The sequence below is a fragment of the Olivibacter sp. 47 genome (assembly GCF_030372825.1).
Classification (GTDB): domain Bacteria; phylum Bacteroidota; class Bacteroidia; order Sphingobacteriales; family Sphingobacteriaceae; genus Olivibacter; species Olivibacter oleidegradans.
The window spans coordinates 1,189,218-1,213,680 of sequence record NZ_JAUCNR010000001.1; the positions used below are offsets into that span (position 1 = coordinate 1,189,218).

At 40.4% G+C, this 24,463-nt stretch carries 22 protein-coding genes, 1 tRNA gene and 2 pseudogenes; 9 read left to right on the forward strand and 16 right to left on the reverse strand.

Annotated features, from left to right (window positions below):
* Positions 1–158: 158 nt before the first annotated feature.
* A complete protein-coding gene (locus QT327_RS05250; protein WP_289552274.1) occupies positions 159–695 on the reverse strand; it encodes a DUF4168 domain-containing protein in 537 nt (178 codons plus the stop codon).
* 229 nt (positions 696–924) lie between these two features.
* Between QT327_RS05250 and QT327_RS05255 the strand changes: the two genes are divergently transcribed.
* The 3 genes and pseudogenes from QT327_RS05255 to QT327_RS28500 all read left to right on the forward strand — a co-directional run bounded on the left by QT327_RS05255 (position 925) and on the right by QT327_RS28500 (position 2,659).
* On the forward strand, positions 925–1,509 hold the full coding sequence (locus QT327_RS05255; protein ID WP_289552275.1) for a class I SAM-dependent methyltransferase: 585 nt from the start codon (positions 925–927) through the stop codon (positions 1,507–1,509).
* A gap of 247 nt (positions 1,510–1,756) precedes the next feature.
* Positions 1,757–2,248 (forward strand): annotated as a pseudogene (locus QT327_RS28495) (dihydrofolate reductase family protein); the annotation flags it as partial.
* Between the two features lie 60 nt (positions 2,249–2,308).
* The gene (locus QT327_RS28500; protein WP_013668262.1) at positions 2,309–2,659 is read left to right on the forward strand and encodes a DUF2200 domain-containing protein; all 351 of its coding nucleotides are present in this window, start codon (positions 2,309–2,311) and stop codon (positions 2,657–2,659) included.
* A gap of 423 nt (positions 2,660–3,082) precedes the next feature.
* On the opposite strand, the gene QT327_RS05265 is transcribed toward QT327_RS28500, so the two are convergent.
* Positions 3,083–3,153, reverse strand: a tRNA-Cys gene (locus QT327_RS05265).
* Between the two features lie 162 nt (positions 3,154–3,315).
* Between QT327_RS05265 and QT327_RS05270 the strand changes: the two genes are divergently transcribed.
* Both QT327_RS05270 and QT327_RS05275 read left to right on the forward strand, forming a co-directional pair.
* On the forward strand, positions 3,316–3,582 hold the full coding sequence (locus QT327_RS05270; protein ID WP_289552278.1) for an SGNH/GDSL hydrolase family protein: 267 nt from the start codon (positions 3,316–3,318) through the stop codon (positions 3,580–3,582).
* A gap of 96 nt (positions 3,583–3,678) precedes the next feature.
* A complete protein-coding gene (locus tag QT327_RS05275; RefSeq protein ID WP_289552279.1) occupies positions 3,679–4,164 on the forward strand; it encodes an ankyrin repeat domain-containing protein in 486 nt (161 codons plus the stop codon).
* Positions 4,165–4,194: 30 nt separating this feature from the next.
* Here QT327_RS05275 and QT327_RS05280 read toward each other — a convergent pair whose 3' ends face one another.
* The 3 genes and pseudogenes from QT327_RS05280 to QT327_RS05290 form a co-directional block, all read right to left on the reverse strand.
* Positions 4,195–6,381 (reverse strand): catalase, encoded by a 2,187-nt coding sequence (locus tag QT327_RS05280; RefSeq protein ID WP_289552280.1) that lies wholly within the window; start codon positions 6,379–6,381, stop codon positions 4,195–4,197.
* 12 nt (positions 6,382–6,393) lie between these two features.
* Positions 6,394–6,944, reverse strand: a pseudogene (locus tag QT327_RS05285) (YciE/YciF ferroxidase family protein).
* Positions 6,945–7,201: 257 nt separating this feature from the next.
* A complete protein-coding gene (locus tag QT327_RS05290; RefSeq protein ID WP_130856537.1) occupies positions 7,202–7,525 on the reverse strand; it encodes a hypothetical protein in 324 nt (107 codons plus the stop codon).
* Between the two features lie 199 nt (positions 7,526–7,724).
* On the opposite strand from QT327_RS05290, the gene QT327_RS05295 reads away from it, so the two are divergent.
* A complete protein-coding gene (locus tag QT327_RS05295; protein ID WP_013668267.1) occupies positions 7,725–7,877 on the forward strand; it encodes a lmo0937 family membrane protein in 153 nt (50 codons plus the stop codon).
* A gap of 371 nt (positions 7,878–8,248) precedes the next feature.
* On the opposite strand, the gene QT327_RS05300 is transcribed toward QT327_RS05295, so the two are convergent.
* Positions 8,249–9,235 (reverse strand): family 43 glycosylhydrolase, encoded by a 987-nt coding sequence (locus QT327_RS05300; RefSeq protein WP_165446995.1) that lies wholly within the window; start codon positions 9,233–9,235, stop codon positions 8,249–8,251.
* Positions 9,236–9,471: 236 nt separating this feature from the next.
* Here QT327_RS05300 and QT327_RS05305 point away from each other — a divergent pair, with 236 nt between their 5' ends.
* Positions 9,472–9,699, forward strand: coding sequence for a hypothetical protein (locus QT327_RS05305; protein ID WP_149106223.1), 228 nt, complete (start codon positions 9,472–9,474; stop codon positions 9,697–9,699).
* 166 nt (positions 9,700–9,865) lie between these two features.
* Here QT327_RS05305 and QT327_RS05310 read toward each other — a convergent pair whose 3' ends face one another.
* The 6 genes from QT327_RS05310 to QT327_RS05335 all read right to left on the reverse strand — a co-directional run bounded on the left by QT327_RS05310 (position 9,866) and on the right by QT327_RS05335 (position 19,593).
* Positions 9,866–10,084 carry a hypothetical protein gene (locus QT327_RS05310; RefSeq protein ID WP_013668270.1) on the reverse strand — a complete coding sequence of 73 codons (219 nt, stop codon included), beginning with the start codon at positions 10,082–10,084 and terminating at the stop codon, positions 9,866–9,868.
* A gap of 203 nt (positions 10,085–10,287) precedes the next feature.
* Positions 10,288–11,811: a glycoside hydrolase family 43 protein gene (locus QT327_RS05315; RefSeq protein WP_289552281.1), complete on the reverse strand. Its 1,524-nt coding sequence runs from the start codon at positions 11,809–11,811 to the stop codon at positions 10,288–10,290.
* 260 nt (positions 11,812–12,071) lie between these two features.
* Positions 12,072–14,915 carry a DUF8487 domain-containing protein gene (locus QT327_RS05320; RefSeq protein ID WP_130856533.1) on the reverse strand — a complete coding sequence of 948 codons (2,844 nt, stop codon included), beginning with the start codon at positions 14,913–14,915 and terminating at the stop codon, positions 12,072–12,074.
* A gap of 36 nt (positions 14,916–14,951) precedes the next feature.
* Entirely contained in the window at positions 14,952–15,284 is a 333-nt protein-coding gene (locus QT327_RS05325; protein WP_289552282.1) for a RagB/SusD family nutrient uptake outer membrane protein, read from the reverse strand.
* Positions 15,284–16,483, reverse strand: a complete 1,200-nt coding sequence (locus QT327_RS05330) for a RagB/SusD family nutrient uptake outer membrane protein (protein WP_289552284.1) — start codon at positions 16,481–16,483, stop codon at positions 15,284–15,286. Before QT327_RS05330 ends, QT327_RS05325 begins: the two co-directional genes overlap by 1 nt.
* Positions 16,484–16,500: 17 nt before the next feature.
* Complete coding sequence (locus QT327_RS05335; RefSeq protein WP_130856531.1) at positions 16,501–19,593, reverse strand: SusC/RagA family TonB-linked outer membrane protein; 3,093 nt, start codon at positions 19,591–19,593, stop codon at positions 16,501–16,503.
* A 150-nt stretch (positions 19,594–19,743) separates the two neighbouring features.
* Here QT327_RS05335 and QT327_RS05340 point away from each other — a divergent pair, with 150 nt between their 5' ends.
* Together QT327_RS05340 and QT327_RS05345 are read left to right on the forward strand one after the other, a co-directional pair.
* Positions 19,744–20,091 carry an ABC transporter permease gene (locus QT327_RS05340; RefSeq protein ID WP_256377679.1) on the forward strand — a complete coding sequence of 116 codons (348 nt, stop codon included), beginning with the start codon at positions 19,744–19,746 and terminating at the stop codon, positions 20,089–20,091.
* Positions 20,092–20,187: 96 nt separating this feature from the next.
* Positions 20,188–21,177 (forward strand): GlxA family transcriptional regulator, encoded by a 990-nt coding sequence (locus QT327_RS05345; RefSeq protein ID WP_130856529.1) that lies wholly within the window; start codon positions 20,188–20,190, stop codon positions 21,175–21,177.
* A 51-nt stretch (positions 21,178–21,228) separates the two neighbouring features.
* Here QT327_RS05345 and gap read toward each other — a convergent pair whose 3' ends face one another.
* The 4 genes from gap to QT327_RS05365 form a co-directional block, all read right to left on the reverse strand.
* Positions 21,229–22,227, reverse strand: coding sequence for a type I glyceraldehyde-3-phosphate dehydrogenase (gap, locus tag QT327_RS05350; protein ID WP_130856528.1), 999 nt, complete (start codon positions 22,225–22,227; stop codon positions 21,229–21,231).
* A 142-nt stretch (positions 22,228–22,369) separates the two neighbouring features.
* On the reverse strand, positions 22,370–22,828 hold the full coding sequence (locus QT327_RS05355; protein WP_130856527.1) for a MaoC family dehydratase: 459 nt from the start codon (positions 22,826–22,828) through the stop codon (positions 22,370–22,372).
* Positions 22,829–23,248: 420 nt separating this feature from the next.
* Entirely contained in the window at positions 23,249–23,755 is a 507-nt protein-coding gene (locus QT327_RS05360) for a hypothetical protein (protein WP_130856526.1), read from the reverse strand.
* Between the two features lie 187 nt (positions 23,756–23,942).
* Positions 23,943–24,317 (reverse strand): DoxX family protein, encoded by a 375-nt coding sequence (locus QT327_RS05365; protein WP_041388762.1) that lies wholly within the window; start codon positions 24,315–24,317, stop codon positions 23,943–23,945.
* Between the last annotated feature and the right edge of the window lie 146 nt (positions 24,318–24,463).

A 24,463-nucleotide genomic window follows, 5' to 3' on the forward strand; every position in this document is an offset into this window, starting at 1 on the left:
TACACTACCGGAACAAGAAGGTAAGCGAAGAGATCACACTGAGGCTTTTAATTTGTTAGACTAATAGGTAAAAATGTAAAAAGGCTTGTTGAACACAAGCCTTTTTACATTTTCTTCAAATAAGATAAATCGTTCTATCTTATAAGGTGGCAGATTTCTCATTTCTGCTCCGCTCTGGGTACGGAGTTCTGTTTTTCTTTCATCTTCTTATCTAATATCCCCCTGACTTTCTCACTTTGTTGATAGGCTTGTGCAATCTGCAAATAGGTCTCGACCTTTAAGCCTTCTTCTTCGACCGCCTTGGTCATCTTTCCTTCCAACCCCTGCTGCATGCCATTTATTTGTTCTGCCGCCTTTTGGAATACGGCCAGATCTTTCGGATCTTGCTTCGCAGCGGTGCTGTCCTGCTTTTGTTGCGCTTCTGCCATGGCATTGAATTTATCTACCGACATTCCTTCCTTCTCTATAATTTTCACCATCTCGCCTTGTGCTTCTGTCTGAATCGCGGTTATCTTTTGATTGGCATTGAGGAAACGATCCAACTCCTGCTCATTAAAATCTTCTTTTACCTGTGGTGTTTGCGTTTGGACGGGTGCTTGACCATATACGACTGAACTGCTCAAAACAATTAATAGCAATGCAAATGCACCCAAAGCTGTATTATACCTTCTTCTAATTCTGTTAAATGTTTTCATTTTTTTGTATTTTAATAGATGTACTTATTATTATAACGTAATGACATGATATTATTGCCCATTGGCTTAATTAAGATTGCCCAACCCGTTAAGATTTATGAACAATGATCTGGCTATTCTTTTAAAAGCGCTAATTTAAAAAGATGTTTCATTGCCCAATTTGATTGATATTTTCTTTATTTTTATTACAGGGCTATAAATGGCATAACTTCACACCCAAGAAATAAAAATGGACAAATCAAATGGTTATGAAAAAGTTGCGAAGACCTTTAGTGAAGTTCGTGGGCAAATTGTTGACGGAATCGGTGCATCTTCCGTCAGCATGTGGGCACAAACACTTCCTAAAGGTTCAGTTATATTAGATCTCGGTTGTGGAACGGGCATTCCGATTACGAAAGTTTTGATAGATGAAGGCATGTCGGTTTACGGAGTGGACGCATCACCTACATTAGCTCAAGCTTTTCGGAAAAACTTCCCACATTGCCCTATTGCCTGTGAACAGGTAGAAGATTCATTATTCTTTAACCGTAGTTTCGATGCCATTATCGCATGGGGGTTATTATTTTTATTATCCAAGGATAACCAAGCCATGGTGATACGGAAGATGGCCGAAGTATTGCGGATTGGCGGTAAATTGTTATTCACGGCCCCATCTTCAATAAGTGAATGGACGGATATCCTTACCGGACAACAATCAAGATCGCTTGGCACGAAAAAATACAAAGAAATACTATCGGCTGTTGGATTGTACTTGATAGAAGAATTTGAAGACGATGGTGAAAATCATTACTATCATGCTGTCAAAGTCCGATAAGGTCAATTGCTTTATATTTAAAGATTTATCATATTTATTTCACCTGCTTTTACTTCCACAAGCTTATTCAAATCAGCTTCTTGCATTTCACCTTTCTTTAAAAACGTGTAATGCATGTGAATAAGTTATACTCCTATCTTTGTATCCATTTTGCTGTTCTGTATATTTGAAGTAAGTAAATCAGTGTAAAAACACAATAAGCAGAACCAATTTTAATCTAAAAAATAAAAAAATGACCAAGTTAATAATGTGGAACATCATCACCCTCGACGGTTACTTTGAAGGTAGCCAACATTGGGACCTAAGTTTTCATAACAGTGTATGGGGGCAAGAACTTGAAAAATTAAGCCTCGAACAGTTGCACGCAGCGGATTGTCTTATTTTTGGGCGGATAACATATGAGGGTATGGCCGCTCACTGGACGAAAGCTAAAGGGGAAATTGCCGACCTTATGAACAGTATACCGAAGATTGTTTTCTCGACAACATTGAAAACGGCAACATGGAATAACTCCAAATTAATCAGCGGTAATGCTTCGGCAGAAATTAGCAAACTCAAAACGCAAAGTGCTAAGGATCTATATGTATTTGGTAGCGCTAATCTCTCAGAAACTTTTATAAATGACAATTTATTTGACGAATACCGTATTGGTATTGCACCTATAATTTTAGGAAGCGGAAGACCTCTTTTCAAACAAGGAATTTCGTCAAAAAATTTATCGCTCGTTTCAACACAACAGCTCTTGACGGGCGGTGTAGTATTAAAGTACACAAGTGCCCTGAGCAATAACTTGAAAAAAATGGATAATACAAGAGTTTACAAAATGTCTTTTGCCGGCGTATATCCCCATTATATACAAAAGGCGGAAAAAAAGGGCCGTACGAAAGCGGAAGTTGACGAAATAATATACTGGCTGACCGGATATGATGAAGACGCGCTGCAACAACACCTCGACGATAAAACAAATTTTGAAACTTTTTTTGCTCAAGCGCCACAAATAAATCCGAACGTTTCAAAAATCACAGGTGTTATCTGTGGATATCGCGTGGAAGAAATTGAAGACAAACTCATGCAGAAGATTCGCTATTTGGATAAATTGGTGGATGAACTGGCTAAAGGCAAGACGATGGAAAAGATTTTAAGAAAATAAAGAAAAAACCACCGCTCAAAATTTGAGCGGTAGTCTAACACATTAATTATCATTTTACTTGCTACCGATAAAGGTAGGCTTCTGAAATTAATACCGTATAAGAAAAAAAAGCCACCTCTTCAAAAAATAAAGAGGCAGCTCAAATGAACTTATAATGAATTGTTCTTCAAATATCGTTGTGACAGATTAGGGTGAAATAAGAAAAGCCGTCCTTAAATCTCAAAAAAGGACGGCCAAACAGAATGAAAAAAATTTACCTGTACCACTGAACACGTGGAATATCAAAGCTAGCCTTCACATATTAAATTGCCATAAGAATCGATGTAAAAAAACCGTCCTTTATGATGCGATCAAGGGCGGTTTAATTAATTCAGGTGAACTCCAACTAGTGGAGAAAGTACATAGAAGTATATTTCTGACTTGAGGTCGGAAGTGGATTCGAACCACTCTGGGATCTCTTGCGGAGCTCTGCCTAACCGCTCGGCCATCCGACCTTTTGTTTATAGAACAAATTTAGTAATGTCTGTCATCTTTACTCGGCACAAAACAATCACAGAAAAATGTATATTTATGTGACTGATATCTTTTTCTGTTTTGTCAAAAGGTGTTGATTTTTTAAAACTATGAAAGAAGAAGCCCGGTATTGATTTGAATAAATGGGTGGTATGCTGATCGAAAGTATAATTAGGGAAAACGGGTATTTTGGGCAGGTGGGCAATAATGTAACACGGCAAAATGAAAGTATTTCGAATTTATCAGCTTTAAAAAACGAAAAAAATAAAGACATTTTTTTTATAACAGCTAAGCAGTTAATCGGTAACGATCACGAAGCAACAATGATGGTACAACATTTAACAGATTTGAGGTTCACGAGAATTTCAGAAACAATTAATAAGGTACTTGAGCAGGCGATTAACAAATAACGTGATACCAAACATTTCAGCAAAGTATGCGTTATCCACTGTAAGGTCGACGGTTTACCACTCAATCGTGCAAGTATTAAATCAATTGGTTAATTCATGAACAAGGAAATAAATAGCCTAATCAACGCAGCAAGAATAGGCGACTTACAGCAGCTACAAGCATATATCACCGAGAGAGCAAACTTGGATGAGCGGGACGAAAGAGGTTACACACCACTCATTATTGCATGTTATAATAACCGATATGCGGCTGCAAAGCTGCTACTTGAAGCAGGTGTAGACGTTAACGCCCAAGATTTTGGTGGCAATACCGCTCTGATGGGCGTTGCTTTTAAAGGGTATCCCGATATCGCCGAGCTTTTAATTAGCCATGGCGCAGATTTAAACATACAACATGGAAATGGTGGGACGGCTATCATGTTTGCTGCCCTATTCGGGAGAAATAATTTGGTTGAATTATTACTTAATCATGGGGCCGACGTCACGATTCTCGAAAAAAGAGGATTAACCGTACTTGATCTAGCTGCTCAACAGGGCAACGAAGAGGCCATTACAATAATCGAAAAATATATTACTGAATAAAGCCATCCCTATAAGATGGCTTTATCTATTTTACGCAGGCACCTGCCGTGGTTTCTCCCGTTCCCAAAATCGATGTAAAGCAATGGCCTTTATAAACAGCCGCGCTAATTTTTTCTGGTCGGAGCTTACTGCAACACCTTCGGCCAATATCGTCTCTTCAGAAAAATCAGCGGGTAATTTATTCGCAAAGTAGGTTGCTTCGAGCACCTGTATGGCTTGTTCATCAGCCGCAATGGCTTTGCAATGTTTGAAGGCTTCATTCAAAAAGTGAACGGCATTTGCCTCGGCTTCAAGCGTTGCAACGCTGTTTGTACCTCCAGGCACATAAACGGCATCATACAAAACAGAGGCTGCTGTTAAAAAGCTTTCATCAACTGGCACCTCCTCTCCGTCCATACTGACAACTGCATTAAGTCTCGGCGCAATGATATGCACTACAGCTCCTTCAGAGACTAGAGCAGTTTTCATGTTGTTTACAGATTGCGCATTTACTCCATCAGCTACTAGAAAAGCGATCTTCCTTGAAATAATGCGATCTTTAACTGTATTTTTCATACTCAACGCTTCTGAACGAGCCAGTGAAGACTCTACCTGCGTCGGTTGATAATCAGCGGCGTTACCATCGGCAGGAATACTATGATTGATAGGTTGCTCAGGCTTTTGAGGTACTTTTAAGCCAAGCGCGTAGGCCACTTCTGAAGCAAGCCCTTTATCGATTAGGGACAAAATACCAATCATCCGTTGCCTTACGGCAACGGTTTTGACTTTACCAAGTTCAAAGGAGAAAGCATCAATTAGGTGATTTTTCTCCGGGTCGGACTGGCTATCAAAAAACAAACGCGCCTGACTAAAATGATCGAAAAAACTCTTGCTCCGTGCACGTACTTTTTTTGCATCAATACGTTCCTGATAACTTGCAAACCCGCCTTCAGAAGCTTTCGCTTGTATAGGATCTCCATTACCTAATGAATTCGGATTATAACTGGATTTGCCTTTGTTTATCTGCTGTCGCATATAACCATCCCGCTGATTGTTATGGATAGGTACGATCGATCTATTGATGGGAATTTCATGAAAATTGGGACCACCTAAACGAATCAATTGTGTATCTGTGTAAGAGAACAATCGTCCTTGGAGTAAAGGATCATTAGTAAAATCAATCCCAGGTACAATATGACCTACATGAAAAGCAGCTTGCTCCGTTTCGGCAAAAAAATTATCCGGATTACGGTTCAATGTCATCTTTCCAATACGCTTTACAGGCACCAACTCCTCCGGAATAATCTTGGTAGCATCTAAAAGATCAAAATCGAACTTGAATTCGTCTGCCTCCGGCACAATTTGTACGCCCAGTTCCCATTCGGGGAAGGCCCCACTTTCTATCGCTTCCCATAAATCCCGTCTATGAAAATCAGGATCTTTACCCGAAATATTCTGTGCTTCATCCCATGCCACTGAATGGACTCCTAACAATGGTTTCCAGTGAAACTTTACAAAGCTGGCCTCTCCCTTTTCGTTTATAAAACGGAAGGTATGAACACCGAAACCTTCCATCATCCGATAGCTGCGCGGAATCGCCCGGTCGCTCATGAGCCACATAATCATATGGGCCGATTCAGGCATTAGGGAGATAAAATCCCAGAACGTGTCATGTGCAGAAGCCGCCTGTGGAATCTCATTATCCGGCTCCGGTTTTACGGCATGAACTAGATCAGGGAACTTAATAGCATCCTGTATAAAGAACACGGGCATATTATTGCCGACCAAGTCGAAAATTCCCTCTTGTGTATAAAACTTTACAGCGAATCCTCGGACATCCCTAGCTAAGTCGGTTGATCCCCTAGACCCTGCCACTGTTGAAAAACGGACAAATACAGGTGTCTCTGCTGTCATATCATTTAAAAAATGTGCCTTGGTGTATTTATCCAAGGGCTCATATAGTTTAAATACTCCATGAGCACCGGAACCACGGGCGTGCACAATACGTTCGGGTATGCGCTCATGGTCAAAATGCGTGATCTTTTCGCGTAGTATAAAATCCTCCAAAAGTGTCGCACCGCGTTCACCTCCCTTCAGCGAATTTTGATCATCATTAACTTTTACACCCTGATTAGTAGTCAGGAATTGACCGGTACTCTGTTCCTTATCTGGCTCTAATTCCTCGATCTTCTTATTCACAGGTTGATCTTTTGATTGTTTTATTTTTTGTTTAGCCATTTGTTTTGTTCTTTAAGCTTCCTCCGCGGCTTGATAATTTATATCATTTTCAGCCACGTCAGTTAATAATTGATCAGCAGTCTTTTCTTCGATGAGGGTTTGCTCTAAGAGATTTGCAACTTCATTTAAACCCAAAGTAACAGCGAGCTGCTGAAGCCCCCCGTAGCTGGCAATTTCGTAGTGCTCGACTTTTTGTGCGGCCAAAATGATGCCTACATCTCGCGTCGCGGTTTGTGCCTCGGTGCTTTCGATAATGCTTTCTCCTTCCTTGGTTAACCCTTCCATAGCATCACATTTTTAGCAATTGCTTTTTCGCCAAGTAAACTAAACACCTGCTCGAGCCTAGCGACGTGTCCTATCGTCTCTTTTAAGTGATTTTGAATTGCCGTAGCAAGTTTTGGAGAAGTAGCCTCCTTAACCATTTTAGGAAGATTTTTGACCAAATGGTTCTCTGCCCAGTAGATATCCATGATACCGTCCAGGAACAAGGCCCTTAACGCGGGCTCTGCTGTTACAGAAGTTTTTGTTTTAAATTTAGGCTCTGTGCCTGTTTCATTTTTCATAGTGATGATTTTATTGGTTTATTTTTACTGTTGCTGTAGATAGATTTACTCGTTATCTGGATCTATTATAAAACTTCGTCTTTACGCGAATTGTTTGTAACAATTAATAAGTCTGCGTCAGATTGAAGTTTGACTTAATTCAAATGGATTACTTAAACGGAGAACATCGTTGATCCGTTTATACCTTCCTCACATAGCACTGTCTAAATTTTCTCTCCATTTTCAGGAGCAAGTCTTTGACGATAGTCTATCCTCTTCTATAGATCTTCCTTTTCATATCCACCCAAACAATCCAGGCAGGCATTGGCATATGCATCATATTCATTGTAAGCAGCCCCGATTTTACCAAACAGCGTTATTATTCTATCTATGCGTATTTCACTCCCTGTATCCAAAACCACAAAAACGCCTTCGCTTTTCTTCTCTTCTATGCGAGTGACACTCCCCTTTGCTTCAGCAACTTGATTGTTTGCGTCGAAAAAGAAAATTTTACCCCTACTTCTTTTACTGATCTCTTCTTCTACTACCTCGCGATATTCCCAAGGCACAGGAAGGTATGACTCGTTTTTATTATCAGCCATAATAAGTTCTTTTCTTTGCTAACAATTAGGGAGTTAAAGTGTTTAGCGAAGTGCGATTTCGGAAGCTTGGCTGATAGCGGCATCGCCTAGTCATTCAAGTACGCCCTGCAAGAATACATTTCTATTTTTTTTTAAAACAATTTTGGCCAATTGCTTATTTATTAGATAACATCTTATTTAAATTAAAATTTAAAAACCTATGGGAAATTTACTTTATATTGTAGCCGTTGTGCTCGTTATTATTTGGGCAATTAGCTTTTTTGGCGGTTACGCTCAGGGAGGAATTATTCACGTATTGTTGGTTATTGCTATTATTGCTATACTACTGAGAGTAATAAGAGGCGCTGCATAAACGATTTTTCTTTTTGCAGAAGATTAGCTTGGAGCTTATTAGCTTCAAGCTACTTTCATATATGGATTGTTCAATCCATTCTATTAAAAAACATACTGATGAACGAGCTCAACGACTAACCCACCACTTAACAAAGAAAGATTCTCCGTTTACCTACAACTATCGTTAATTGAGCTAAATGTATCAATCCTAACCAACCACCTTTGTACAATCATTTAAAAACAAATAGAAAATGAGCACAAAGAAGTTCGTTACCCCTATGGTCGTTCGATAGTTTCACATTCGAAAGGACATCGCCTTATTTTGGACGAGGCGTAATATATCTCTAAAGAGCCATCTGCCTATTGAATGGTTGGAACCTGCTGTGTGGTTTAATTATGAATTTTCGGCAATGCCTCCGTCCATTTTAATTGTATGTTCGAAAGATACCAGGACAGCCCATCTCCGGTGTTATTTCCTTGAAAAAACAAATAGTATTTTCCATTTTTTGTTTTAAAGATATCCGGGTGGCCGGACTCACTTTGATTCCAGGTTCCGGCCTTGCCATTTGCCAAAAAAGGTTCCTGTACTACACGTTTCCAATGGACTCCATCTTCACTTTTTGCCAATCCAATTTGTTGTGGATCATTGTTATAACTTCCTGCATAGAACATATATAAGGTATTGTCCTTTTCGATCACAGAAGCAGCTTCAATACAGCTACCTTCCCAAGGCAGCTCGGGCTTTAAAATAGGACCATCATGAGCTAGTTTCCAATGCGCTTTGCTGAAATCAGTGCCCTTAGGAGCAACAGCAACTCCCTGCATCTGTATTTCACCTTTAGGGTCTCGTGTAGCAAAAAAGAGAAAATATTGCTCTTGAAAAAAACAAACTTCTGCATCGATTGCGCGACCATTATTCCAATCACCTGTAGGTCTAAAAATTGGATTACTGTTATTTCTAGTAAAATGAATTCCGTCAGTGGAATAGGCGTGGCAGATGGCGTCTTTAGGACCATTGCCATATGTTTGATAAAAAAGGTGAATGGTGTCACCACGTACCAAGGCACCGGGAGCACATAAGCCATTTTGCTCATAAGTCGACATTTTATTCAATGTTCCAACTTTCTCCCAATCGATCAAATTATTGCTTTTTGCAATACCAATATGCCAACCCTTCCCCTCTTTGCCAGGAATGGAATAATACATCCAATATGCATCATTAAAATATATTACTTTAGGATCTTTAGCAATGGGTTTTCCCGACGATCGATCAGTAAAGTACATTTCGGGCTTCTCCTGAGCATATAAGTTTCCGAACCAAAGAAGGATAAAGAAGAAGCCTGTAACGATAAGGGGTAAGCGCATTTCCTGTCTCATATTAGTGGTCTGAATGATCTATGATTAGCATCGAAAGCTAAATAACAAAATTTTATGGAGTTTAAAACAACTATAATGTATCAAAATAACTGCGATTTGACTCATTTGATAAGTTAATCCCAAGTGAAACGCACAAATTTGCTTAATACAAAACCTGTTAAACTTATCTTTCTTTAAAATGTTGTTGCTAGATCAAGGAGATAGAAAAAATCAATAAATCAAAAGAAAGTACGAGGATGAAAAGGAAACTTTTTTTGGAAAACACCGCTAAAAACAATATCGTTGGACAGGCCGCGGCTAGTCGTGTTGCCCTTGGCGCAATCGCTATCGGGGCAATGGCTATTGGGGCGCTTGCAATAGGAGCAATAGCTATAGGCCTGTTGCGAATTAAAACCGGAAAAATCGGCAAACTCCATATAAGCGAGCTTAACATTGATAAACTAATGATGAAGGATCGATTATAAAACACGATCAATCAGCTTTTCTCATTAGAGCTACAATAATGGCCTAATATACAAGCACGCTCAACCGATCATTTACAATAAAATTAGCTGGGGATTTCCGTTATTAATGCAACTAAAGGATAAAAAATTTGTGCTTAGCTAGACGCCGGGAATAGCTTTACAAAAGCTATTCCTCATATAGCAAAGTGGCATTATAGCCCATTCGGTGAAGCGCTTCAGCCAACACGGCACCCTTTAAGTTAATTGCCTGGACTATCAATAGGTTATAAATAGAGTCAAAATCAATTTTCCATTCTCGGATTTCAGAAAACTTATCAAGAATAGACTTAATACGGCCCATTTCCATAGGTGAATTGATGTCTGTCATAAATTTCAACGTTTCCATAGCTTGCGATTAAATTTTCGATGAGTGATTTTATATTACGATTCAGCTATCTGAAATAAATCAACATAATTTCGCTTCGGCGTCCATTTCAAATATAAACACTTTATTATCACCGCAAAAGCCAAAAACAGAACATTGTAACGAAACAGTGGTTTTATGTAATAAACATGAAGATGACTATATCTATAAAAACCAATCGCACCTTACGGTTCTAGATAGTCCAGGTTAAAGAATTGAAATGCCGCCTCGTTACCCTGCGGTCCTTTAAAATTTAATCCGGGCCGGGGACTACGATCCCAAGGTGGCAAAAAATCAATTGCATATTTGTAATTTTTGCCAACTAATTCTTGCCATTCGTTAGACTGCTTCCAATATGCACTACAGGTAAAATCAGGAGATATTCGCATCTTTAAATAAACCGGGTACTGCTTTTTTGATAAAGGTTGCCTATCGAGCACCTCTCGCTTTCCGTCCTTTATTACCCAGAAAACCACCTCGTCACCCTCACTCGCAACTCCAATTGACGCATTTTCATCACCGTAAACAACCAATCCTTTGATTGCTTCATTATTATTTAGAACGAGTGTACTGATTTCATAAGCAACGCTATACGGTCTTAAAGTTAGCGCTATTCCGGCGCTGCTTGCCACATCATACTTCCCTGAAAGAAGTAATTGCCCATTTTGCCTTTGAATCTGTGGTTGCATATTTCGAAAATCCCATTGCCAGTAGGCCTGCTCTTCGTTTTTTCTAAAATCATGATGGCTATCATTATAGGCAAATTTGGCTGAAATGGCCTTACCAAAGACTGGCCATTCACCCTTCCATGCTAATTCGGAAATATGCCCTTCCCTTCCTGTGAAAACGTGGCTCTTCTTATTATAAGCATGATATATATAAAAGGATTTTCCGTCCTTATCTTCAACAAAAGTGCCATGTCCGGGACATTTCCAACCGTCTAAATCACTTAAAATAGGATTACTATCATATTCTTCATAAGGCCCCTCGATTGCTTCTGCACGTGCCACTCGTACATTATAGGTGCATTCGAGACCACAACAGGCACCGGCAGAATAAAACAAGTAGTAATAGCGATCCTTCTTTAAAATACTTTGCCCCTCAATTCCTGCGCCTCTTGTATCCTTTAGCATGGTAAAAGGCTTCCCCATTAAAGAAAGTCCATCGTCTGACAGTTGACACCCTAAAATTTCAATTGGTCTTTTGTCCAAACCGTATGCTTTCCACGTGATATATAACTGTCCATTGTCGTTCACAACAAAAGCATCAATTGCTTCCTTTCCATATTCTATTAAAACACCTTGATCCTTAAAGCCACGGTCGGGGAATCTGGAAGTTGCCACGCCAATACAGGAAACACCATCGCTCTTTCTTCGAGCTGTATAATAAACATAATAGGTTCCCTTATGGAAATAGTACTCGGGAGCCCAAAATGATCCTTTGGTCCACTTTGGAGCGTCTTCAAACAAAAAACCAACTTGCTGCCAGTTGTTCAAGTCAGTAGATTTAAAAATCGGAAAATGCGGTCCCCACTCACTCGATGTACCGATCGCATAATAGGTATTCTCTTGTCTTATAATGGATGGGTCTGCAAAATCACCAGGGATCACGGCATTTGTATGTTGAGCCAAAAGAATTTGGCACATTCCTAAATATACGACAAAAAACGGGGTAATCTTATTAAAGTCGAGCTTCATTATCTTAGACATCTGACATGTTATTTTGCCTGCAAACGTAGGTGCTAAAAATACATATTATAACAAAAGAACGAAGTGCCCTATTTCTCATTTATTCAATAGATCATCTCAAGGTATACTTTTTCAATTAACTTTTCAAGAAAATGAGCATTATGTCCATATTGTACCTGGAATGACCTCACAAAAGGAAGTGGCTAACGTGTTAAAAGCTAACATCAATTAGGCCTAAGTGTCCTGGAAAATGTACCCCCACATATTGGTAGGTGGTACATCTAAAATTTATTATTATGTGCCAACTGAGCAATCTCATTTTCCTGCAATGTTGTCTTAGGAGCGAAGGAAGATGACTGCATGTAGGCACTAAGGCTATATAATAATTGACGAGCCTCCGGCCTGTTTTGACGGTCCGTCAATAAATCGATTGCAGACACGATCAGTTTACCCTTTCCTATGTTGGCCTCAAAAACTAATCCTAACGGTCTTGCCGTAAACCAATCGTCAATTACGCGAACAATAGGCTTTAACGTTGGATTGATTCTATCGAGCCGCATAGCATCGGCATGAGTAATTGCATCCCACCACTGCCAGTTGGAATGGAAATCCGTTGGAAAATGTTGAAATGCCGGATGTTGGGGGTCGCAGAGGAGGCCAAGCGTAACAGGCGCCTGCCCACGCGTCCAAGCTGTATTCCAAAAAATGCTTGAAAAGCCTAAAGCGATATCGCCTCCCTTATCTTTCTTAAGAACACCTTTTCTTAAAGTGTACAGCACTTTACCTCCGCTTGCCAGTAGCTCCCTTGCCTTTTGATCAAAGCTAGCCGTCACATACACTTCGCTATTTACATTTGGCAGCGTTTTTGGAAAAACGAAAAAATCCCACTGATTCGCGTATTGGCCTAAGGTCACTATAAGCGTGAGTTTCTTCGCTTCTTTTATCTCATTCAAATTCATAGTGACGGCACCGGCTTGTTGGTTGTTTCCGATCCGCAGCGTATTGATCAAAAGACTTCCGGTACCATAAACATGCTTTGCCTCATCAATAATTTGCCATTTTACGCTCACATTGCTTTTTTCTTCTGCCCCATAATGAGCAATTTCTATGGGGACTTTTAATAATTGATCGTTGGTATATATAAAATTGGGAAAACGTGCCAGTGGTACGGTACTATTACAAAATTGCCTATAAGTTTTACCATCTACATAGCCCTTATCCTTCCAAAACGCATTTAACACACCTACCAAAGCCGTACCTTGACCGGGAAAATCGTGCAGATCTAATAGTTGAAAGCCCGCAAAACCAGGTGTTCGCAGAGCCGCTTCAATATCGGCCTTATAACATAATGTCTGCAACTTACCTGATGCTTGCAAAAACTGATCAGCTAAAGTGTCCATTCCGGTTTCGCGTAAGCGATCGCGGAAAATCTCTAAGTTTCTTGCTTTCATTACGCCTGTATAGGCGCTTATTTCTTTAAAATCCGGATACACACACCATTGGCCAATTTCATGACTGATCGTAGGAATGTCGAATTGAGCAATACGCTCGTGCCAATCGTAATCACTTCTCGGTTTTTGCTTATTAATGATCGAGTTCAATCCTTCACCCCAGGATTGTATTCGCGGTTCCGGTATGTTGTTGTAGTCATTTTCTGCGATGGCAGGCCAACCCGCCGCGGTAGTATATAAACGCCTCCCATCTTTGGCTTTCCACGTCTCCACAAATTTTCGAAGATACGCAACATGATTTTTTCCGCTAGGTTCATTTCCGTACGCCATCATTAAAAATGAGGGGTGATTTCCATACTGTGTCACGATCCGCTCGCTTTCACGATAGATATAATCATCCAGGGGTTTGCCATCTCCGATCGTAGCACCCTGATTTGCCCATGATGCACATTCTATTTGAAGATACATCCCAAGGCTATCGGCGGCTCTGAAAGCTGCTTCCGGAGGGCACCAAGAATGAAAACGAAGGTGGTTTAACCCGTAGGCCTTACAGGTTTTGATAATCTTCGCCCACGATGCAACGTCCGTTGCCGGATATCCTGTAAGTGGAAAAATGGCACTTTCCAGTGTACCACGTAAAAAAACAGGCCGTCCGTTTAAAGTGATTTCCTTTCCCTTAAGGGCTATCTCACGCATCCCAAAGTCTGTTTGATACCCAAAGGACTTCCCTTCTACCACTAAACTAGCTATCATGGTATATAAATTGGGGTTAAATTCGTCCCAGGTCTTAACGGCATTTCCCATCGGATAGTCTATTTTTATTTCATTAACACCACCTGTGAGAACTAATGTTTGTTGCACGTCTTTCAATCTCTCGCCCGCTTTCTCTGTTGCATAAAGTGTCAAAGAAGCGTTTACCGGCCGACTTATATTTACAATACGTGCACGGACAGCCACTGTTTTCTTTGATAGATCAGGAAAAACCTGTAAGCTCTCTACACGCAGTCTTTCCAATGGCTTCAAGGTCATCTTTCCGATCATTCCATTCCAGTTGGTTTGGGTATGATCAGTAATACTATGTGCATTGGGACCAACATCGATGGTTTTAACCCTATTGTCAATACGAATAGTGAGCAAGTGCTTTCCAGGCTTGAGACTCCCTTTAAACAAAAAGCGGTGCGGCGTGCTTAAGCTATTTTCAGTTCCCAGCTTTACGCTGTCTAACCAAACCGAACTTTCCCAATGGACCCGCTCGATGACAAGCTCTGCACCCTCCTGATAGGCACTATCAGGTATTTGAATCTCCTTTTGATACCAAGCAGCCCCTTTATAATATTTCACTGGTTGCAACCAAAACGGTACTTTTATATTCCCTGCCTTACGATAGCGAGCATACGCTGTATCCGTAAAGTAAGAAGAATCAACAATGCCCCCCGTCCAAGGCGTATGGACATCTATATCGAAGCCTTTACCATTTGTAGTGGTTGAGCCTGGCAGCTTCACTTTTTCCTTTAGACGCCTTGTAAACCATTTTTCCCTTTCGCCAATATCCGCTGTATCCAATGAAAAAGTCCATTCACCTGTCAGATCAAGATGGCTCTGCGTCGACTTGTCTACCTTACAAGCTGCGAACAACGCAAAACAAGAAAGTAAGAGCAATTTATTCATGGTCATTATAATCGTTTTTAAATTTTCGTATTCATTTGGTCATTACCAATTGGGATTTTGAACCATATTTGGATTTGTATTCAACTCATCTTGTGGAATTGGAAACAGTTCATGGCGTGGAAGCGTTAAAAACTGTCGGCCCTCTTTATCACTTGCCGCTATTTCATCCGCTAGTTTACCCCAACGCCTTAAATCATAAAATCGCAATCCTTCTCTAAAAAACTCGAGCATGCGCTGATGCATAATCTCTATCATCATAGCCTGCTGGTTTTTCCCCGCCGCAAGCGGAGCGAGTTTAGCACGCGTTCTTATTCTGTCTATAAGCGGATATGCTTCTTCTATCCGCCCCAATTGCACCAAAGCCTCAGCCCGCATTAACAAAACGTCTGCAAAGCGAATGACTTTTTCATTATTCTCGGAAATAAAAATTCCTTCATCATTATTTCTCCAATTTGGTATTTACGAATCATGGCATTGAAGCCGAATTGTTTCTTAATTGTTGAAAAAGGACGATTGTAATACAAGGCCCCTGGGTAGTCCCATACCAACGACGCATACATACGTGCGTCGAAATCACCATCCACTGTTTTTTCCTGTTGGAAAGCCTGGAATATCTTGTTGGTAGGAAAAGCTTCAAACCAACCGGCAACTTCGGCCGGTGCGAATTCCTGTGCCACCGTGGTGCCCTGCGACTCATTAGCATTCTCTCCTGCCCAAGGTTGCGGTCCGCCCACATTTTGCATTTGAACCTCAAACAGGGATTCTTTGTTGTTATCATAGGCGGCCATAAAATTATGCTCGTAATCATCCAGCAGGGTATAATCATAAGGAGCTTTCGTTATAATGTCCAACTCATTTGCTGCATCTTCCCAACGTTCCATATATAAATAAACTTTCCCTAACTGCGCAATGGCAGCTCCGTTGGTTGCTCTACCAATGTAAACATCCGAATAGTTGAGCGGCAACGTATTCTTCGCTTCTGTAAGATCCGCAATTATAAAATTCCAAAGGTCTGTCTGATTGGCAGGGGGCGCAAAATATTGTTCGCGCTCCTTCGGTACTGAAGAAATAAGCGGTACGTCTCCAAAATTGATAATCAGATAAAAGTAGTTCAAAGCACGGAGAAACTTCGCTTCTGCTATTAGCTCTGCTTTTTTTGCTTCATCAATCGATGCATTAGGCGTATTTTCGATCACTTGATTTGCCCTAAAGATTCCCCTAAAGAAACCGTCATAAATATCTCTGGGGGTTGTAGTAGTAGGATTATTAGTAAAAGTAGATAACTGATAAAGAGACTGCACATCATTTCTGATAAAAAAATCGTCGCCTCTCCCATTTGACAGCTCCACCCCTCTTACTCCGAAATATCCGCGATTAATATCTTTTAGCACTTTATAGGTAGCGGCAAGGCCGCTTAATACGTCTTCTTCATTTTTCCAAAAATTAGCATCCGTCTGTGTATTTGGATTTTCCAACGACAGTTTATCCGTGCAGCCTACTGCAAATATCATCACACTGACGATCAACACAGCGGTAATTACACGCTTTACTTGTGATATATATTCAATATTCATTTTCTTAGATTTAGCTTTTAAAAAGAAACCTGTACGCCTAGCATGGCAGTTTGTGCCAATGGATAAGCAATATGCCCAAAATCAACTCCTCGATTTAAAACGCTCCCCGTCCTTCCCAAATCCGGGTTATAGCCTTTATATTTTGAGATCGTGAAAACATTATCCAAACTCACGTAGAATCTACAATTGTTTATCTTCAAATGCTCCAATGTGGCAGATGGAAGTGTATAGCCGAGCTGTACTGTACGAAGTCGCAGGTAGGATCCGCTTTCTAAAAAACGGTCGCTAGTTTGGCTATTAAGATTCGGGTCATTTATCACTGCCCGAGGCATATTTGTATTCGTGTTCTGTGGAGTCCATGCGTTTAGCGTAGTTTTCAGGTAATTAAACTCTAAGTTCATGCCTTCTAAATCTTGGCGTAAACCATTATAGATTTTGTTGCCGTAAGTACCCTGAAAGAACAAGTTGAGGTCGATATTCTTCCAGCGCAAATTCCCCCCAAATCCGTAGCTGAATTTAGGATTCGGGCTCCCCGCATATTGCCGATCATTTTGATCGATTTTACCATCGTTATTAACGTCCCTGAAACGGATATCTCCCGGTTTAGCATTCGGTTGAATCAGTTGACCATTTAAGCTATGCTGCTGTACTTCCTGTTCTGATTGAAATATACCATCTGCATGAATCAAGTAGAAAGCTCCAACTGGCCAACCCGCTTGCGTTACCGTTGCAGAAGCGCCGTGATGAGTTGGCTGCCCCCCAAAAATCTGTTGAGACCCGGTGCCGAGTGCCAACACTTCATTCGAGATTGTTGAAAAAGTGGCATTAATGCCATAAGAAAAATCACCTTTTTCATCGGCAAAGGAAAGATCTGCTTCAAAACCTTTGTTACGTATGCTCCCTGCGTTGATAAACGGACTGGCGGCGCTGGCTCCGGTAGATAAGGGTATGGGAACCTGCAAAAGTATATCATTGCTATTTTTCACAAAATAATCAGCGATCACCGATAGCTTGTTATTGAAGAGCCCTAAGTCTATACCCGCATTGTACGTTTCCGAGCTTTCCCATCGTATATCCGGTGTAGCAAAAGCCACCTGTGTTGCACCTGGCATCAAATGTTGATCTGCTCCAATGACATAGTTGATATTAGGGTTTATATTGGCCAGGAACTGATAATCTGAGATTTCCTGGTTACCTAGCTTGCCATAACCTGCCCGAATCTTGAAGGAACTGATTGCCGGAACGGCATCTTTGAAAAACGACTCATTCGATACATTCCAAGCGGCCGCTAAAGAAGGAAAATTACCGTACTTATAGGCTTCACCAAAGCGAGAGGAACCATCTCTGCGGATAATTGCGGTCAGCGTGTATTTGTCATCAAAGGTATATATTAATCTTCCAAAATACGAAATTAAGGTGTTCTCGAGCGCATTACTGCCTGTAACAGTATTAGTGGTTCCGGCATCAAGCACCTCAATTCCTCGGGGCATACCACTTTTACGCCCGCTCAGCTCCCGATATCTTGTATTCTGATAGGTATAACCTGCCATTCCCTGTAAACTATGTTTGTTCCACTGTTTATCGTACGTTAACGTGTGCTCTTGCAAGATAACTTGTTTTTCCGTACGTCTTTCATAGAGGTTAGCCATTCGATTAATAAATAAGGTACCTACTTCATAGGGATGCTGATAAGCGAAATCCTTCCCATAGGTTCGGGTATATCCTGCATTATATTTATATTTTAATCCGTCAATAATACTGACCTCCGCATAGGCGTTGATAAGAGCATTAGCCACTGAGTATTCCGGCCTATCCAAATGCAGTTGAGCAAGAGGGTTAGCTACGTTGACCACGGGACCATAAGCTCCGCCAAAACCTCCAACGGCATCTGGATTGTATATATCGAAAACAGGAATCATTTTAAGAGCTGCACCAACTGGACCGCCACCCTGGCCTCCCCAACCTCCTGACATGTTTCGCCATTTTTCGTCCGAGAGAATAATAGTTTCCCCAATCTTTACACGGCCTTTGGTAAGATCTGATTTAATTCGCAGATTATATCGTTCGTACCCAGTGGTACGAACGATCCCTTCTTGACCAAGGTAATCTCCCGAAATACTATAGTTATAATTTTCACCCCCACCGGCAGCATTCATATTGTAATTTTGCATTGGCGACTTGTGGAAGATTTCATCTTGCCAATCTACATCTGCTAACTGTGCATAGTTTTCCGCAACTTCAAGACGTGCTAAACCAGCATTATCGTGTGCTGCATTGCTTACTGATGCCCATTCCTGCGCATTGAGGACGTCTAACTTCTTGGCCAATTTTTGAAAGCCATAATAAGCATTAAGCGCAATAATATGATCTCCTTTTTTACCTGACTTGGTTGTTACCAATACGACGCCATTAGCTGCACGCGACCCGTATATAGCGGCTGCAGAGGCGTCTTTTAACACGTCCATGGATGCGATATCATTAGGTGCTATGTTATTGATGTTATCAACCTGTACACCATCGACAATGTAAAGTGGGTTATTATTGTTCAACGATCCTGTTCCGCGAATCAGTACGCGCACACCCGATCCCGGATTGCCACCCCCTGATTCTATTTGTACACCGGCTACTTTACCTTGAATGGCTTGCCCAACATTACTAAAACCCTCAGAAACAATATCTTCAGCCGAAATAGACGCAATTGCTCCAGTTATATTTGATCTTTTTTGTGTACCATACCCAACTACTACTACTTCGTCCAACGTTGTATTATCGGTTGCAAGTTGAATATGGAGAACCTGTTGCTCACCTATTTTTACTTCTTGGGTAATATAACCGATAGCGCTTATTACCAGCACATCTTGTGAGTTAGCACTTAATTGAAAATTACCTTCAGAGTCGGAAGACGTCCCTTTGGCAGACATTCCCTTAACCGTAATCGAAACTCCAGGAATAGCTTGTCCTACAGGGTCGGTGATCTTCCCTCGTATTTGTTGTTCTCCGTCGTCCTGTGCACTTGATGCAAGTGGAATGAGAAAGCAAAGGATACAAAGAATCGTCCTGGACAAAGTCCGTGCACCCTTCTGATTGAGACTTGATTTAATTGGTAGCATAAAAGATTTATTTTGGTTAAATGATCGCCCCGTGGTATTGCAAAACTACGTTGCGTCGATCCGCAAAAAATAGACAATTGTGGGTAAAAGATGGAAAATATTCTTTTGATCTACTTAAGGGATGACCACTCCTATTGATGGGGACTGGTCATTGTTCTTGCTTTGCTGTTTACTTTGGCTATATCCTGGTTATCGGCCATCTTAGGCTTATTCGTTAAAAGTTTGGAAGCAGCACAATGGACAGGGTTTGTCGTAATTTTCCCACTGACATTTGCCTCTAGTGCCTTCGTCCCTACTGACACCATGCCTAAGGCACTACGATTTTTCGCTGAAAATCAATCACTCACACACGTTATCAACGCCATGCGTGCTTGGCTGGTAGTAACCATCTGGAAATTCGACCTGGTTGGCGTTTATTTGGTGCATCGCTATTATTGCTATAGCAATGCCTGTTGCAACGTGGATATTCAAACGTCAGGCGAGCTAGGCTATTCTTAGTTTATAAGGAAACTTTAATTAATTAGTAATGGCAGAAAAACATGATTTTTGTATTTTCTGCCATTTTACCTATTTTCGTTCTCCTTAAAAATAAGCGTGGATAATACGAAACATATCGTTATTATAGTTCCTCCAATGACTTCTATTTTAGACATAGCAGGTCCTTTGGAAGTTTTTACGAAAGCTGCCGACTACGTCAGGGGGCATAAACCCGAAATAAAGAGAGCCTATGTTACCCACGTCCTTTCGGCGGATTCATCCTTCGTAGTCAATACATCGGCGGGTTTGCCCATTGTTTGCGAGGGAGGGATTGACTCGATCGATTACGAAATAGATACCATCTTATTTGCCGGAAAAGGCAATGCCTGTAGTTCCATAATCGAGAAAATCGCTAGTTGGCTCAAAGAAAATATTAGTAAAATACGCCGTATAGGATCCATTTGTGCCGGTGCTTTCATTTTGGCGGAAGCTGGCCTATTGAATGGCAAACGAGTGACTTCACATTGGCAGGTTTGCGATAAAATGGCGTCGCTCTATCCGGAAATAAAAGTAGAAAAAGACGCCATTTATGTCAAGGATGGGAATATATATACATCTGCAGGTATCTCCACCGGTATGGATTTATCACTTGCAATGGTAGAAGAAGACTTCGGTCGTGATATAGCCGTTATGGTAGCAAAAATATTGGTCCTATACCTAAAACGCCCTGGAAATCAATCACAATTTAGCAGTATTCTCATGCATCAAACGGTGGATTACGAACCTATTAAAGTTGCCCAAGATTGGATTATCGATCATTTGGAGGATGAGCTGAGCGTAGCGTTCTTGGCTGAGAAAGTTTCTATGAGTCCTAGAAACTTCGCGCGTGTCTTTTTACGAGAAACCGGAATTACCCCGGCAAAATATATTGAAAAAATACGACTTGAAATGGCACGCCGGCGATTAGAGGAAACCCAATTGACATTGGACGAAATCTGCTGTGAGTGCGGAATCGGAAGCACCGAGGGACTACGCCGCTTGTTCTTACGTCACTTGAAAACAACTCCTAGTGACTATCGCAGAAACTTTACTACCGCAATCGCTTAATATCAGCGAGAACGACAATTTACAGTCAGTCCCCGCTGAGACACAAAAGTTCTATAAGGAACCGAAATAGGCCACCGTGCGAACCATTTGCGATACAAAAGACATTTCATTATCATACCAAGAAACAGTTTTTACTAACTGTTTGTCGCCAACCGTTACAATCTTTGTTTGGGTAGCATCGAAAAGCGAACCATAACGTATGCCTAATGTATCTGCCGAGACAATGAAATCTTCTGTATATCCGTATGATTCATTAGCTGCGGCTCGCATCGTTGTATTGATTTCTTTTGCACTCGTTTCTTTCTCAAGTACGGTAAACAATTCAACAAGGGATCCTGCATGGACAGGAACCCGTTGGGACGAACCATCAAGTTTTCCCTCTAATTCAGGAATCACTAGGCCTATCGCTTTTGCCGCTCCCGTGGTATAGGGAATGATACTGTCCCCCGCTGCTCTCGATTTACGATAATTTCCTTTTAGATCCGGAGTATCCATTAAGGGTTGTGAGTTGGTATAAGCATGAATGGTTGTCATTTGGCCGGCAATAATGCTAAAATTATCATTCAGTACTTTAGCCATCGGTGCCAAACAATTCGTTGTACAAGAAGCACAACTGATTAGTTTGTCGCTGGCGTTAAGCAGCTGGTGATTTACATTATAGACGATTGTCTTAACTTCTTTATCAGATGGTGCGGAAATAATCACTTTTTTAGCCCCCGCCTCCAAGTGCGCCTTTGCTCTCTCTTTGGATTCGAAAATTCCTGTGCATTCCAATACCACATCAATATTATCATCTCTCCATGGCAGCTTTGATGGCTCACGCTCTGTGTACACCGTGATTTTCTTTCCATCAACAACAAGGGCATCTGTAGTGTAATCAACATCTTTTTCAAACCTTCCATGTATGGAATCGTATTTCAGCAAGTAAGATAACATGGAAGGATCTGCTAAATCATTAATAGCAACAACTTCCAATTTATCATTATTCACCATTTCACGGAGTGCTAAACGACCGATACGACCGAACCCATTAATTGCAACTTTAATCATAACTTTATCTTTTTAAACAAAGCTACCATTCCTTATTCATGTCAGAAAAGACAAAAAACCAACAATTTCTGCCAACTAATAGATACAACGGACCTCCGGTAAAGTAAGGCCGATCTTCATTTGTCCTCTCAACCACAAGGGGCTATATAAAATGGTATAAGAATACTACATTACCCGTATATGCTGGCTTGGGTTGATCTTTAATAGCGAGCGTGGCTTCAATAACAACTTTGGTAACACCTCTCAAGTTAACAGCGGAAACAAGTTTTGCTTTTAACTGAACTTCATTATCTACTAAGACTGGCTGTCCAAACTTCAGGTTTTCTATACCATAATTTATTTCCATTTTAATATTCCGTACATCCGCAATCTGCTTCCATAAATATGGAATTAATGACAGTGTTAAATAACCATGAGCAATGGTACTTTTGAACGGCCCCTCACTTTCGGCTCGCTCCTTATCTACATGTATCCATTGATGATCTAATGTCGCATCGGCGAATTTGTCAATTTGCGATTGATCTATTTTATGCCAATCGGAAACACCAAGTTCCTCTCCCACATGCGATTGATACTCCTCAAAATTATTGATTACTAACATATATATTTAAATGGTTAATGAATATTTCCGTAAACGTTTTTTGGCTCTCGACTCAAGGTCAACGGCATAAAAGTATTGAAAAAATATGAAATGACAACGGGGTCTCTTATAAAGGAGATTTATTTCTGTAAAGTATATTTACAAAGACTGTTCTTTTCAGGATTCAACCTTCAAAACAGCCCATTACTCTAAACAAGCTACAATTTCATACTTTTAAAGGTTCCGCGTCATATACCACCTCCTATTTACACACTTCCATTCTCGCACCTCTTCAATCTCAATGACATATTCGCCAACCAAAGTGGTAGGGTCAATACGGGAACGATGATTCAGGACAGAGAATTTTTTTCGGCATCAACCCAGTTGTTTGTGGTGAGATAAGCCTAACGCACAATGAAATACCAACAGACCATCTAAATCTTACAATAGTATTTTTAGCAGATTTTTTCTACCTAGTATATGCTCGTTTTCGAAATATTCAAAAGGGTGACTTTTAACCTCAATACTACTCATGGAATAGTAATAGGGCTTACATATGTCATTACTTTTTATTTGGTTAATAGAATAGGACAATTCCACCCTCCCGAAATTAGCTACGTCAATGCTAAATGGGTAATCTCCTTCTCCTGTCTCCGGAATAATCAATATAAGTGTACCATTTAATGGATTTCTATCGTTGTTAATAATCATTTTGGGATATGACTTTACGATATTCGCAGATCTTATTTTAATAACTGCGGTATCCAGCTTATTAGCTATAATAATGTTTTCATCAGTCTGTTTGTTAACGAACACAAATCCAATTTGTTTTGGCTGTGATTCGTTTAACAAACCTTCACATGGGCTTCTTTCTGCTTTTTTGCAGCTAAACCCCAAATAAGTAACTAATAAAATTAACATAAATAAGGCATAGGTTTTCGTTTTCATTATTAAGGTCTAATTATTAATATCATATTTTAGGTTGCCGTTTACTGAATGACGAAAAATGTCTTGTAAATGCTACTCTTTAGAAAAAATAAACAAGTGGCTTCATTTGAAGGAATGCCACCTGTTTGATCTGTTTCTAAAATTTTTCTTAGAATAATAATCAGTAAAATTCGCTATTGATCTGAAGTTATTCACTTACAAGAACCTGGTATTTTTTCCAATTATCAAAAATCACCCAAAGATTTATTAAAAACATAACACCGGCAATCGCCAATCCGGACGGCATATAGACGGCATTGTGTAATATGACACCTACCATAACAGGAAGAATCACAATGGCTCCAAGAGCTCTTGTCCTGGGCAAGATAAACAACAATCCGCCTATTACTTCTATGGCACCTATTAAAGGGAATAACCACTTAATCTGCATAAAGGCCTGTCCGACCTTCAACATCTCACCTTCCATTGGCGGAACGGGCATGTAGTGAAAAAATTTGTCCAATCCGGCGTTGATGAACATCAAGCCAAATAACACGCAGAGAATAGTTTTTACAATTTTCATATTGACTAATTTATAATTTATCGGCATTTGTCCACTTCTAATTCGTTTAATCACGGACATATTTTATTTGCCATTAAGCTTAACAAAAATAGTAAATTACCTGTTACAAAACAGTAGCGATTACGGCAAAGGAAGGGGGCGTCTAC

What these genes read in the sequence shown, in the direction of transcription:
- QT327_RS05255 (WP_289552275.1), top strand. Translation starts at nt 925, where the DNA reads ATGGACAAATCAAATGGTTATGAAAAAGTTGCGAAGACCTTTAGTGAA.
- QT327_RS05280 (WP_289552280.1), bottom strand. Translation starts at nt 6,381, where the DNA reads ATGGCTAAACAAAAAATAAAACAATCAAAAGATCAACCTGTGAATAAG.
- QT327_RS05290 (WP_130856537.1), bottom strand. Translation starts at nt 7,525, where the DNA reads ATGGCTGATAATAAAAACGAGTCATACCTTCCTGTGCCTTGGGAATAT.
- QT327_RS05310 (WP_013668270.1), bottom strand. Translation starts at nt 10,084, where the DNA reads ATGGAAACGTTGAAATTTATGACAGACATCAATTCACCTATGGAAATG.
- QT327_RS28500 (WP_013668262.1), top strand. Translation starts at nt 2,309, where the DNA reads ATGGATAATACAAGAGTTTACAAAATGTCTTTTGCCGGCGTATATCCC.
- QT327_RS05250 (WP_289552274.1), bottom strand. Translation starts at nt 695, where the DNA reads ATGAAAACATTTAACAGAATTAGAAGAAGGTATAATACAGCTTTGGGT.
- gap (WP_130856528.1), bottom strand. Translation starts at nt 22,227, where the DNA reads ATGATTAAAGTTGCAATTAATGGGTTCGGTCGTATCGGTCGTTTAGCA.
- QT327_RS05335 (WP_130856531.1), bottom strand. Translation starts at nt 19,593, where the DNA reads ATGCTACCAATTAAATCAAGTCTCAATCAGAAGGGTGCACGGACTTTG.
- QT327_RS05270 (WP_289552278.1), top strand. Translation starts at nt 3,316, where the DNA reads ATGGGTGGTATGCTGATCGAAAGTATAATTAGGGAAAACGGGTATTTT.
- QT327_RS05305 (WP_149106223.1), top strand. Translation starts at nt 9,472, where the DNA reads ATGAAAAGGAAACTTTTTTTGGAAAACACCGCTAAAAACAATATCGTT.
- QT327_RS05320 (WP_130856533.1), bottom strand. Translation starts at nt 14,915, where the DNA reads ATGACCATGAATAAATTGCTCTTACTTTCTTGTTTTGCGTTGTTCGCA.
- QT327_RS05315 (WP_289552281.1), bottom strand. Translation starts at nt 11,811, where the DNA reads ATGTCTAAGATAATGAAGCTCGACTTTAATAAGATTACCCCGTTTTTT.
- QT327_RS05275 (WP_289552279.1), top strand. Translation starts at nt 3,679, where the DNA reads ATGAACAAGGAAATAAATAGCCTAATCAACGCAGCAAGAATAGGCGAC.
- QT327_RS05295 (WP_013668267.1), top strand. Translation starts at nt 7,725, where the DNA reads ATGGGAAATTTACTTTATATTGTAGCCGTTGTGCTCGTTATTATTTGG.
- QT327_RS05330 (WP_289552284.1), bottom strand. Translation starts at nt 16,483, where the DNA reads ATGAATATTGAATATATATCACAAGTAAAGCGTGTAATTACCGCTGTG.
- QT327_RS05355 (WP_130856527.1), bottom strand. Translation starts at nt 22,828, where the DNA reads ATGTTAGTAATCAATAATTTTGAGGAGTATCAATCGCATGTGGGAGAG.
- QT327_RS05360 (WP_130856526.1), bottom strand. Translation starts at nt 23,755, where the DNA reads ATGAAAACGAAAACCTATGCCTTATTTATGTTAATTTTATTAGTTACT.
- QT327_RS05325 (WP_289552282.1), bottom strand. Translation starts at nt 15,284, where the DNA reads ATGCGGGCTGAGGCTTTGGTGCAATTGGGGCGGATAGAAGAAGCATAT.
- QT327_RS05300 (WP_165446995.1), bottom strand. Translation starts at nt 9,235, where the DNA reads ATGAGACAGGAAATGCGCTTACCCCTTATCGTTACAGGCTTCTTCTTT.
- QT327_RS05365 (WP_041388762.1), bottom strand. Translation starts at nt 24,317, where the DNA reads ATGAAAATTGTAAAAACTATTCTCTGCGTGTTATTTGGCTTGATGTTC.